Source organism: Cysteiniphilum marinum, assembly GCF_014857925.1.
GTDB lineage: Bacteria > Pseudomonadota > Gammaproteobacteria > Francisellales > Francisellaceae > Caedibacter > Caedibacter marinus.
This window is the reverse complement of sequence record NZ_JACYVZ010000009.1, coordinates 1-12,123: the sequence shown is the minus strand read 5'-3', so window position 1 is coordinate 12,123 and position 12,123 is coordinate 1. Positions and strand designations below refer to the sequence as shown.

General features: G+C 39.0%; 13 protein-coding genes and 1 pseudogene. 9 read left to right on the top strand and 5 right to left on the bottom strand.

Annotation, left to right across the window (positions count from 1 at the left end):
* Positions 1 to 79: 79 nt before the first annotated feature.
* Positions 80 to 790, bottom strand: a complete 711-nt coding sequence (deoD, locus tag IE867_RS06270; RefSeq protein WP_192483919.1) for a purine-nucleoside phosphorylase — start codon at positions 788 to 790, stop codon at positions 80 to 82.
* Positions 791 to 981: 191 nt separating this feature from the next.
* Between deoD and IE867_RS06265 the strand changes: the two genes are divergently transcribed.
* A complete protein-coding gene (locus IE867_RS06265; RefSeq protein ID WP_192483918.1) occupies positions 982 to 1,827 on the top strand; it encodes an isopenicillin N synthase family oxygenase in 846 nt (281 codons plus the stop codon).
* Positions 1,828 to 1,875: 48 nt separating this feature from the next.
* Here IE867_RS06265 and IE867_RS06260 read toward each other — a convergent pair whose 3' ends face one another.
* A complete protein-coding gene (locus IE867_RS06260; RefSeq protein WP_192483917.1) occupies positions 1,876 to 2,601 on the bottom strand; it encodes a response regulator transcription factor in 726 nt (241 codons plus the stop codon).
* A gap of 96 nt (positions 2,602 to 2,697) precedes the next feature.
* Positions 2,698 to 4,257: an ATP-binding protein gene (locus tag IE867_RS06255; RefSeq protein ID WP_192483916.1), complete on the bottom strand. Its 1,560-nt coding sequence runs from the start codon at positions 4,255 to 4,257 to the stop codon at positions 2,698 to 2,700.
* A 701-nt stretch (positions 4,258 to 4,958) separates the two neighbouring features.
* On the opposite strand from IE867_RS06255, the gene acpP reads away from it, so the two are divergent.
* The 8 genes from acpP (at position 4,959) to IE867_RS06215 (ending at position 11,668) form a co-directional block, all read left to right on the top strand.
* Positions 4,959 to 5,195, top strand: coding sequence for an acyl carrier protein (gene acpP, locus IE867_RS06250; RefSeq protein ID WP_192483915.1), 237 nt, complete (start codon positions 4,959 to 4,961; stop codon positions 5,193 to 5,195).
* Positions 5,196 to 5,382: 187 nt separating this feature from the next.
* A complete protein-coding gene (gene fabF, locus IE867_RS06245; protein ID WP_192483914.1) occupies positions 5,383 to 6,636 on the top strand; it encodes a beta-ketoacyl-ACP synthase II in 1,254 nt (417 codons plus the stop codon).
* Positions 6,637 to 6,729: 93 nt separating this feature from the next.
* Positions 6,730 to 7,452 carry a TVP38/TMEM64 family protein gene (locus IE867_RS06240; protein ID WP_192483913.1) on the top strand — a complete coding sequence of 241 codons (723 nt, stop codon included), beginning with the start codon at positions 6,730 to 6,732 and terminating at the stop codon, positions 7,450 to 7,452.
* A gap of 2 nt (positions 7,453 to 7,454) precedes the next feature.
* Positions 7,455 to 8,048, top strand: coding sequence for a CDP-alcohol phosphatidyltransferase family protein (locus IE867_RS06235; protein WP_192483912.1), 594 nt, complete (start codon positions 7,455 to 7,457; stop codon positions 8,046 to 8,048).
* A 119-nt stretch (positions 8,049 to 8,167) separates the two neighbouring features.
* Positions 8,168 to 9,166, top strand: a complete 999-nt coding sequence (locus tag IE867_RS06230; RefSeq protein ID WP_192483911.1) for a malate dehydrogenase — start codon at positions 8,168 to 8,170, stop codon at positions 9,164 to 9,166.
* Positions 9,167 to 9,342: 176 nt separating this feature from the next.
* Positions 9,343 to 9,780 (top strand): D-aminoacyl-tRNA deacylase, encoded by a 438-nt coding sequence (gene dtd, locus IE867_RS06225; RefSeq protein WP_192483910.1) that lies wholly within the window; start codon positions 9,343 to 9,345, stop codon positions 9,778 to 9,780.
* A 4-nt stretch (positions 9,781 to 9,784) separates the two neighbouring features.
* A complete protein-coding gene (gene tyrA, locus IE867_RS06220; RefSeq protein WP_192483909.1) occupies positions 9,785 to 10,651 on the top strand; it encodes a bifunctional chorismate mutase/prephenate dehydrogenase in 867 nt (288 codons plus the stop codon).
* 21 nt (positions 10,652 to 10,672) lie between these two features.
* The gene (locus tag IE867_RS06215; protein WP_192483908.1) at positions 10,673 to 11,668 is read left to right on the top strand and encodes an NAD(P)H-dependent glycerol-3-phosphate dehydrogenase; all 996 of its coding nucleotides are present in this window, start codon (positions 10,673 to 10,675) and stop codon (positions 11,666 to 11,668) included.
* Positions 11,669 to 11,672: 4 nt separating this feature from the next.
* Here IE867_RS06215 and IE867_RS06210 read toward each other — a convergent pair.
* Together IE867_RS06210 and IE867_RS14810 are read right to left on the bottom strand one after the other, a co-directional pair.
* A pseudogene (locus IE867_RS06210) lies at positions 11,673 to 11,864 on the bottom strand (zinc ribbon domain-containing protein YjdM); the annotation flags it as partial.
* Between the two features lie 16 nt (positions 11,865 to 11,880).
* Complete coding sequence (locus IE867_RS14810; RefSeq protein ID WP_263971898.1) at positions 11,881 to 12,009, bottom strand: hypothetical protein; 129 nt, start codon at positions 12,007 to 12,009, stop codon at positions 11,881 to 11,883.
* Positions 12,010 to 12,123 lie beyond the last annotated feature (114 nt).

The window sequence follows — 12,123 nt, the reverse complement described above, 5'->3', positions numbered from 1 at the left end:
ATATGCGAACCTGCACAAGTAAGAATAGTTATTTTTTTAGAAAATGCGAGAAAGAAAATTTATGTGTAAATCACTGGAATTAGGCACTCGCCAAAGCGATTTCAATCATTTTAGTAAATGAATTTTGGCGCTCTTGACTACTTGTTACTTCCTTTGTCACCAATGAATCAGAAACGGTTAAAAGACAGGCTGCTTTTTTACCATAGGCTTTAGCATTAGCAAAAATCGCGACAGTTTCCATCTCCACTGCTTTGCAACCATGCTCACTATGGATCTTGATATAATCATCAAAGTTTTTGCGATAAAACACGTCGGTACAATGTACTTTTGCTTGTGTCACAGGCAAGTTCAAGCTCTCTGCTGTTTTTGCTATATGTGCTGTTAAATTCACATCTGGCGTTGCTTCTCTTGTTTTCTCACCAGTCACAATCTCGATATAATCCGACTCACAATAGCTTTCGGTAACTAATAGCACATCATATACCTTAATCTCAGGCACATACGAACCACATGAACCAATACGAATAATTTGATCAACATCATAATTATTAAATAGTTCTGCCGTATATATTCCCGCACTTGGAATGCCCATACCATGCGCCATAATCGTTAATTTTTTGCCTTTATAAGTCCCCGTGAAACCCAACATATTACGCACACTATTGACCTGCTTAATATCCTTAAGATATGTCTCGGCAATCAGCTTAGCGCGCAATGGGTCTCCTGGCATAATGACGGTCTTGGCAAAATCATCTTTGTTTTTTGCTTCAATATGAGGTGTTGGAATCATTTTTTATCCTTTTTTACCTTTGTTTTCAATTGATCAATTTTTTCAAGTCGCCAGTGTACTGCTTTTATCGCCAATGAACAAATGAACAAACAGTTAAATTACCCATCCATACCCATCATTTCAACCTTGACAGGCATGTCTTTAGTATTTAGCATGCCAACGTCATTTAAATCAATAAATCAGGTGTTTTTATGGAAATTTTAAGTGTTGATTATTATGCAGATAACGCGCCAAAACGTTTTACTGATTCTTTGAAGCAAACAGGCTTTGGGGTATTAGAGACACACCCTATTGACTGGCAGCTTATCGAAGATGTTTATAGTGAGTGGCGCAAGTTCATTAACTCAGAAGCTGCCCACAATTATTATTACGATAAGAGAACCCAAGATGGCTACTTTCCGATGGATATCTCAGAAACCGCCAAGGGCGAAACCGCTCGTGATATCAAACATTATTTCCATTTATATTTTCCAAATGGCCGCTACCCTCAAGAAGTCTCTAACAAAGCACGCAAGCTTTTTGATCAACTTTTTGAACTAGGTAAAACATTACTGCAATGGATTGATGATCATATGGATCCAGAAACATCCAAGAAACTACATATGCCATTAGTCGAAGCTTTGTCATTTGATCGCACGTTATTTCGCATATTGCATTATCCTGCGATCAAAGGTGATGAGGAACCAGGTGCCATCCGTGCTGCAGCACATGAGGATATCAATTTAATTACCCTTTTACCGGTTGCCTCTTCACCTGGCTTAGAGGTGTACTCACACAAAGAAGATAAGTGGTATGAAGTGCCTTGTAAGCCACAATCTATCATCATCAACATTGGTGATATGCTGCAAGAGATGACCAACTTTGAATATATTGCTACTAAGCATCGCGTCGTTAAACCTGAAGGTGAAGCACAAGGCGTTGATCGCATGTCAACACCTTGCTTTATGCATGCTAAAGCCGATGTTTATTTATCTGAAAAATATAAAACTGCTGATGCTTTCTTGGATGAACGTCTGATTGAACTTGGTGTTAAGTAGATTTATAAAGAATATCTGATTCCTATACGGTTATTAGGGTAGATCAGCTTACGAGGCAATCACCTGAACATCCGCCAAAAACTTATATCCTTTGTAACGAATGGATTGAATTAGATCTTTACCGATCTTATTGCGTAAGCGATAAACATAAACATTAATCGCTTGTAATGACGCATCATCGGCATGACTCTCCAGTGCTTTGTGAATTTGCTCACGTGTGATGATCCGCTCGGCATTCGCACAAAAAAGACTTAATAGCTTCACTTCATATTCAGTCAAATTGAGTTTTTTGCTCATATTATTTTTATCGACCAGATTAAGCGCTGACGGTTCAAAATGCCAACGATCAAATTGATAGTTTATTTGATCTTCTTGTGTTGATTGAGACAATGCCATTTGTGTCTTGCGACTGCGACGCAAAATTGCCTCTATACGCAATAACAGCTCTTTGGGGTCAAATGGCTTTGCTAAAAAGTCATCTATTCCAAGCTCAAATCCACGAATAAGATTAGCTTGGCTATCATGTGCTGTTACCATCAAGATCGGGACTTGCGATTGTTGGCGCACTTTCTGACATAAGCTGTGCCCTGTTAGATCAGGCAATTGATAATCCAGAATAATTAAGCTCGGAATTTTCTGAGTCAAATACTCAAGCATCGCTTTACCATTGTATGCACTATGAGTCATATAACCCTTAGACTGCAAAATACTTTCAATCAGCTCACAAATAATCGGCTCATCATCAACAATCAATATTTCGTTTACATCCAGCATTGCACTTGAAATCCATAATTGTTATTTCCTTGATAAGAAAAGTATAGACAGAGCTAAATCAATCGCAAGTGATTTGGAGTTACACGTTATATCCCTTTACCGCTCAAGCACTTCAAAGCCATTAATGGTGCGCTTATTGTGATCAAATGAAATACCTACTTGATAAATCGGCAACTCCAGATGAGTAAACTTTGATGCATAATTTTTGCTAACAATTTGTTCTACTGCCTTGGCTGCTAAGTTCTCGCCGTGACTGACCTTAAACTCAAAAATAATCACTTTCTTATGAGGAATAACAATCGACATATCAATACGACCTTCAGAGGTGTGATCTTCGAGTTTAACGTCATAGCCAAGTGCAGCAAAATAACTATAAATAATCGCGCAATAATAACCTTCATAGCGATTTAATGGTGTATTGACATAATAATCATAGGGAATACTACTATAAAAACTCGCTATCGCTTTTTCAAATTGTTGCCAGTTATCTGTTAACAGCGCCTGATTAATCGCTAACTGGTTAGCATTAGCATGCTCTGTTGTTGTGCCCAACTTGGTGAAATGTTGATTGATACTCGTTCTGACTTCAAGATTTGGATAACCTAAGCGATACCAAAGTAAACCACCATAATCAATAGTATCTTTAATCGTCAAATACCCAGTTTGTAACATAAGACCAGCAATCGGAATATTATCGACATCGATACTGTTGATAATATTTAGGTTGGCCTCATAGTTTTCTAAATCAGGAATAATTGCACGTTGATGCTCAATCACTTTTAACAAAAAACTCGGTGTGCCAGTTTCAAACCAATAGCTTTGATAGTTATTAGCGTTATCAAAAAATAGCAAAATATCAAACGGATTATAAACTTTTTGTGCTTCAGTCCCACCGAAATTATAACCGTTGTACCATGTTTTGAGTTTAACAAGGTCAACACCCTCTAAGCATTCTGTAAATGTACTCTCTAGCTCATCTTGCGTATAACCACACAGATCAGCATAACGATGATGAAAGGAGATATCTTTTAAGTTATTTAAACCACTAAATAAGCTCACCTTGGAAAACTTAGATACACCCGTTAAAAACACAAAGCGCAAATATGTATCATTATCTTTGATAACACTGTAAAGTCCTTTTAAAATCTCACGATTGCGTAACGCTTCCTCTGATTGAGTAATCACATCCAAAATCGGCTTATCATACTCATCCACCAAAAGCACGACGCGCTTGTTTGTTTTTTCAAATAACGATTTAATCAGCTGATCAAACTGCAGGTCATAATGCTTACTGGTGTCTAACTCAAGCCCATAGTGTTTGGCAGTATCTGATAACTCGCGCAAAATCCATTGCAGCAAAGACTCTTCAGAAAACACCGACTTAGAGCGCCCAAAGCTAAAATGAATCACAGGATGTGTCTTATCAAAGTCCCATTTATCTTCGATATACAAACCTTTAAAAAGTACTTTCTTACCTAGGAATAATTGCTTTAACGTATCAATAGTTAAGCTTTTGCCAAAACGCCGTGGACGTGATAAGAAGTAATACTTACCTTTCGCTGCAATCTCATGGATATGACGGGTTTTATCAACATAAAAAGTATTGCCATTTATCATCTCAGACAGGCTCGAATAACCAATTGGCAAGTTTTTCATATGCACCACAATGTTAAGTCAAAATATCATTGCTGCTAAGTGTAACAAATAAGTGCTCTTCTAGAAACAGTGCAATAGATGGTGATGAAATTTAGTCCTGACCCCGTTACTTGACCTCGTTACTGATCAATATTTCGTTTACATCCAACATCGCATTTGAGATCCATTGTTATTATTTCCTTGATAAGGAAAGTATAGACCAACAATATACTGATTCAATTATAAATAGCAGACTTTATAGGTTGATTTTTTTGTGCTGTGCCGCAGAAATCATTATTAACAATAAACTATTGTGACCAAGACTAAATATTCACCCACAAGTGCTCACCGTACCCTGAGCGTAAGTCGAAGCGATGCACTGAGCATCAGCCGAAGTGTGGTAATCTTGGGAAAAATCACACTTCATAGAGGCTTCGACTTACGCTCAGTCAACGCTTACACAATCAAAGTGCTCAGGAATATGGTCATAGCCACTATTGTTTAAATACTTACTCTTACAACTGTAAACATAATAATTAAGGCGATGACTCACACAGATATCTGCCCAATAAATAGTAAGAACCGCCAGTTTTAGCAGAATTTTGTTGTAAGTTTATTGCAAATAAGGCACATTTCACTACAATGTCTACTCGGTTGGCAGATGCCATAGATTTAAAGACAGTTTTATAATTAATTAATAAGTAAAAACTTAAGGAAACAAAATGAGCGCAATTCAAGAAAAAGTAAACGCTATCATCGTTGAGCAACTAGGTGTTAAGCCTGAAGATGTAAAAGCAGAAGCATCTTTTATCGATGATTTAGGCGCTGACTCTCTTGACACTGTTGAATTGGTGATGGCTTTAGAAGAAGAGTTTGACACTGAGATTCCAGATGAAGAAGCTGAAAAAATCAAGACTGTGCAAGACGTTTACACTTACATCGAAGCACACAACAGCTAATCATTCATTGCTTTTAAAGTAACTGATGAATTTATGAAAAATCAGCATTAGTCGCAAGGTTAATGCTGATTTTTTGTTTGTATAACTATGCCGATCGTAAATCATTTTGCGGTGTTTAATATCCGAAAGAAGTTTTTGATACTTTTGAATGGTTTGCGAACGGTATAAACATTTGGATAATGAAATCATGAAATCAGCAAGACGCGTTGTCATTACTGGACTTGGTGCATTAAGCCCGCTTGGTAATGATGTCAAAAGCACATGGGATGCGATTTTAAAAGGTCAAAGCGGCATTGAACAACTACCTGAGTTTGATCTTGTGCACGGACCTTCTATTTCTGAGTTTAAAGTCACTATTGGTGGCACCATTAAAAACTTCGACTCCTTACAGCATTTCGATAAAAAAGAAATCAAAAAATACGATCCTTTTATGCAATACGGTCTTGTGGCTGCTGAAGAAGCATGGCAAGACGCTGGCATCACGGTAACTGATGAGAATTGCCGCCGCATCGGTGTATCGATGTCTTCAGGTATTGGTGGACTTGGTGAGCTTGAGGCCACGCGTGTTATTATTGATAACAAAGGCCCTAGGCGCATATCCCCTTTTTGTATTCCTGCCACAATCATCAATCTCATCTCTGGCAACTTCTCGATTAAACACAATCTAAGAGGCCCCAATACCGCAGTCGTCACTGCTTGCACAACGGGTGCGCACAATATCGGTATGGCAGCACGCATGATTGCTTATGGTGATGCTGATGTGATGATTGCCGGTGGTGCTGATAAAGCCAATACTGCTATTGGCATTGGCGGATTTGCGGCAGCACGCGCGTTATCTGAACGCAATCATGATCCAAAAGGTGCATCACGCCCGTGGGATAAAGACCGCGATGGCTTTGTCTTATCTAATGGTGCAGCTGCTGTTGTATTAGAAGAATATGAGCACGCTAAAAAGCGTGGTGCCAAGATCTATGGTGAGCTTATTGGTTACGCTATGAATGCTGATGCATTTCACATCACAAGCCCAAGTGGCGAAGGTGGCTATGAATGTATGCAGTTAGCCCTTGAAGATGCAGGTGTTAATGCTGATCAAGTGCAATATATCAATGCGCATGGCACATCAACGCCAGCTGGTGATGTTAAAGAAAGTCAAGCAGCTGAAAAGCTTATGGGTGATCATGCCAAAAACATCGTCATGAGCTCAACCAAGTCAATGACCGGACATATGCTAGGCGCAGCTGGTGCAATTGAAGCCATCTTCTCATTACTCGCTATTCGCGATCAGGTCGCACCACCGACAATCAACCTTGATAATATTGATGAAGGCTGTAACTTAGATTATGCAGCACACCAAGCAAAACCAATGAAAATTGACATTGCCATGTCTAATTCATTTGGCTTTGGCGGCACCAATGGCACGCTTGTGTTTAAGAAAATCTAAACGCTTAAACATATACTAACTCCAGTATTTTATAGACGCTTTATCTGTTATCCTTTACACATGTTTAGACAATAACATGGAAAGTGATTGCAGATGTCGTTAAAACGTTTGTTTCCTATTATCCTTTTAATTATTGGTTTAATCCTCTTTTTTGTGTTAGGTGGCGAGCGTTATCTGTCCCTTGAGACCTTAGCGATGCATTATCAAAACTTACAAGCGTTTACCCAACAATACTATTTTCTAAGTGTGCTCATTTTTATGCTCAGCTATATCATTATCGTTGCCTTCTCAATCCCAGGAGCGACGATTATGACGCTATTAGGCGGATTTCTTTTTGGTGTTTTCTTTGGTGGTATTTGGACAATTCTTGCGGCGACTATTGGTGCGACAATTACCTACTTAGCAGTACGTATGGCGTTTGCTCAAAGCTTGAAAAAAAAGGCATCAGGCAGTATTGCTAAGATGCGTGATGGCTTTCAACAAAATGAGTTTAATTATTTATTGTTCTTAAGACTCTTACCCGTCTTCCCCTTTTTTATTATTAACATTGCCGCGGGTGTCTTAGGCGTAAGCTTACGCCATTTTTTTCTAGGCACACTCCTTGGCATCATCCCTGGCACCTTTATTTATGCTTGGGTAGGAAGTGGCTTAGGCTTTGCCCTTGAACAAGGACACACACTTAATCTTAAAGTTATTTTTTCACCGCAAATATTATTGCCTATTTGTGCTTTGGCATTATTATCTTTAGTACCTATTATTTATAAGAAACTTAAAAATAGCAGCCGACTAAAAGCCAACCCACACAAGGAGCAATAACGATGATCGAATCAAGTCTGCGCCCATTGTTTCAAAGAATTTTTATTCAGCCACTTATGCATATCGGCGCACGTCATCTACCTGCTAATGCGATTACCATTACCTCTTTAATTACAGGCTTTATTAGCGCATGTTTTTTAAGCGCTGAGTTTAACTTCATGGCTATTTTGTGGCTACTTATTTCAGGTTATCTCGATATCCTTGATGGCTCGGTTGCGCGCCTACAAAACAACAGCACACACTTTGGTACCGTTCTTGATATTCTCAGTGATCGATTGGTTGAATCATTTATTGTAATCGCCCTTTTTATTCGTGATCCAACTTTGGCTTTTGTGTGTTTATTGATGATGATGTCGATGCTTGTTTGTGTCAGCAGTTTCCTATTGGTTGGCATTTTTTCAGAAAAACAATCGGAGAAAAGCTTTTATTATAGCCCTGGTCTTATGGAGCGTGCCGAGGCTTTTATCTTTTTTATTGCGATGATTATCTTTAACCAATTTGCTCTGATCATCGGTATTGTTTTCACACTTTTAGTATTATGGACAACTGGCGTTCGCGTGTATGAATTTTACAAACAAAGTAGAGAGCGTAAATAAATTTAATTTATACCACAAATAATGCTAGTGCCTCTATTCGTTCGCAGGCAAAATTGTTATTATCTTGCGGGTGAAAATACGACGATATCTACTTGCTAAATCATAAGGAGAAATAATTCATGTCAAATGGTTCAAATAAAAGTGTACGCGTTACCGTAACAGGGGCAGCTGGCAATATTGGTTATGCTGTCATCTTCAGAATCGCGTCAGGTGAGATGTTTGGTAAAGATGTTGATGTACATCTTAACTTATTGGAATTAGAGCAAACATTACCTACACTACAAGGTGTTAAAATGGAGCTTGATGATTGCGCATTCCCATTATTAAAAAGTGTTACTTGCACAGCAGATGTTAATGAAGCCGTTAAAGATGCCAACTGGGTATTGATGATTGGTGCGGTTCCTCGTAAAGCAGGTATGGAGCGCTCTGATTTATTAGGTGTTAACGGTAAGATCTTCAAACCTATGGGTGAAGCTATTAGCAAGCATGCCGCTAAAGATGTTCGCGTTTTAGCCGTTGGTAACCCTTGTAACACAAATGCATTAATCACCATGATGAATGCTGCAAATATCCCTAATGATCGCTTCTTTGCCATGATTTCACTTGATGAGAATCGTGCGCGTAAGCAACTTGCAATTAAAGCCGGTGTTGATGTTACTGAAGTCAAAAAAATGACCATTTGGGGCAACCATTCAGCAACACAGTTCCCTGATTTTTCCCATGCTGAGATTGCTGGCAAACCTGCAACTGATGTCATTACTGATCGCAAATGGTTAGAAGAAGACTTTATTCCAATGGTTCAGCAACGTGGTGCTGCTGTGATTAAAGCGCGTGGCGCATCTTCCGCAGCTTCTGCAGCAAATGCTGTTATCACAAGTGTCAGAGGGATTATTTTTGACACACCAGCAGGTGAAACAGTCTCAATCGCAAAAGTATCAAATGGTGAATATGGTGTTGATAAAGGACTTATCTTTGCTATGCCTTGTGTTGTTAAAAATGGTGAGATCAAAGTTGTCGAAGGCATTACACAGGACGCATTTGGTCAAAAGGCTTTTAATAATACACTTGATGAGCTTCGTCATGAGCGTGATATCGTCAAAGAAGCTGGGTTAATTTAATTAAAGTCATCTCCCATTAGCACGCTTCTTTGTGCTAACCTATTTTCTTGATGCGTAAGCATAATGACCCATCATAAAATCACTGTATCCTCACAAATTACAACGCAGAAAGACTGTAAAATGGTTTGCGGGTGGTATATGCTAATGGCACTTTGAAATTGAACATACAGAGCAATATGCTAAGCCTTATACAGCGTGTTACTCACGCTTCTGTTACCGTTGATAATAATCAAATTGCTCATATTACCCAAGGTATTATGGCGCTTATCTGTATCGAAGAGAAAGATGGACAGAAAGAATATGACAAGATGGCACACAAGCTTTTAAATCAACGCATTTTTGAAAATGATCATGGCAAGCTTAACAAGAGCCTTATTGATATCAATGGTGCGTTGTTACTTGTGCCGCAATTCACATTGGCTGCTGATACTGATCGCGGCTTACGCCCAAGCTTTTCTGGAGCATGCCCACCACAGATTGCCAAAGCAAAATTTGCTGAGTTTTACGCCGACATCACGCAAAAATATGCACGCATTCAACAAGGGAAATTTGGCGCCAATATGCAAGTATCACTCACCAATGATGGACCCATTACATTATGGCTAAAGGTATAAAATCATGACAGAAATAAAAGAAATAACAAAAGAGCCAACACGTCGTCTATGCATTATTGGTGGTCATGGTGCTATGGGGCAATGCTTAGCTTTTTTTCTTAAGCAACTTGCGCATTATGATATCACCCTTTTTGGTGAAGATGATTGGCAAGAGGCACAAACACTTCTTAAGAATCAAGATATGGTGATTATCAGTACACCGATTGCACTTACTGATGAAATCATTGCAAAAGCTTCCGAGTATATTAGCTCTGACACTATACTCGCGGACTTAACAAGTATTAAATCAGCACCAATGACCAAAATGCTCAGCGCACATCGTGGTGCTGTTGTTGGACTTCACCCGATTTTTGGACCAACCGTCACCAGCAGCAATAAACAGGTGATTGTTTACTGTGATGGGCGCGACGCTAAACATTATCAATGGTTTATCAGCGATCTGATCACCTTAGGGTTTACCCTTAAAAAAATGACCGCAAGCGCTCATGACCAAGCAATGACATTTATCCAAGGTATTGAACATTTCTCGGTATTTTGTATGGGAATGTTCTTAAAACAACATAATATCCACTTGGAAGAATTAATGGCAATCTCAAGCCCTGTTTACAAAATGGAGCTTAACATTATTGGACGCCTATTTAGTCAGGATGCCGACTTATATGCCAATATTATTGCCTCTGATCATGAGCGTCTAAATAGCATTCATGATTATGCTCAATTGATTTTAAAGCAAGTTGAACAACTTAAATCAGCCAATGGCAAACTTGAATTTAGTCAGCAATTTAATGATGTGAAACAATGGATGGGCGAATTTGCTGATAAAGCTTATCAAGAAAGTGATCGCTTGCTTGGCATCAAACCATTAGCATAAACAACTGGAGTTACTATTTTTATGAATAATACAATTCTTGTCATGGGTGCCGGTTCATGGGGCACAGCGCTTGCGTTACAACTAGCGCGCGTTGGACACATGGTTTATATCCACTCATGGAAAGACACACACAACACACAAATGATTCGTGATAAACATAATTACAGCTACTTGCCTAATGTTGATTTCCCAACAAATTTAATTGCCATCAATGATTGGCAAAGTGTTATCCATCAATGTGATGACATCTTAATGGCAACACCAAGCATTGGTTTTGTCAAAACACTCGAAGCAGTTAAACCACATTTAAAAAGCACACAAGGCGTGATTTCAGCAACAAAAGGTTTTTGCCATCATAGTTATCAACTATTAGACCAAATGGCTGAAGCTATCCTAAAAGACAATCCTTTTGGTTTAATCACAGGACCTAGTTTTGCCAAAGAAGTTGCCAAAGGCTTACCTACTGCTATTTTGGCTGCTTCGAAGAACAATGATTATGCCAAACATATTCAACTGCTTTTTAATAGCGATAATTTTCGCTGTTATACCTCAACAGATGTCACCGGTGCTGAAATCGGTGGGGCTGTTAAAAACGCACTTGCCATTGCTTGTGGTATCTCAGATGGTCTTGGCTTTGGCGCTAACGCGCGTGCGGGCTTAATTACGCGTGGACTTAATGAACTGACCCAGTTAGGTCTAACCTTAGGGGGAAAACTTGAAACCTTTTACGGCTTAAGTGGGCTTGGTGATCTGTTATTAACCTGTACTGACAATCAATCGCGTAATCGCCGTTTTGGCGTACTTGTTGGTCAAGGCAAAACTATTGATGAGGCTTGCAACGAAGTCAAACAAGTGGTTGAAGGAATTGCTTCAGCGAATGCTATCTATAAATTGGCACAAAAGCACAATATGTCAATGCCAATCGTTGAAGCGGTTTATAGCATTCTCCACGAAAATCAAGATATGCGCACAACAGCTCATGCATTATTAACCCGATCACTTAAAGCAGAAAATTGATATTTTAGACTTTTTTGACAAACTCTGATTTCAGCTTCATCGCGCCAATGCCATCAATCTTGCAATCGATATCATGATCACCATCAACTAGGCGAATATTTTTGACTTTAGTGCCAACTTTAACAACTAGCGATGAGCCTTTCACTTTCAAATCTTTAATCACCGTAATGCTATCACCATCTTTTAAAGGCCTGCCGCATCTTTTTTAACATCTATGTTTGTGGTTGCGTCACACCTGCAATTACTTTTGGAATATCACCAACGTTTGGCATCGTACCAATATTTGGATCAACCCAATCACTCAATGTTGGTAAGGTGACATTGCTATGTAAGCGCTCCATGAACCCACCTATTTACCTAGCAAATAATGTGGTATGTAGGTCTATGCCGTCCTCTTCTGGGCAGATTTTAATTTAGGTAAATGCGCTGAAGCATATTTTGGTGTAAGCATTTCA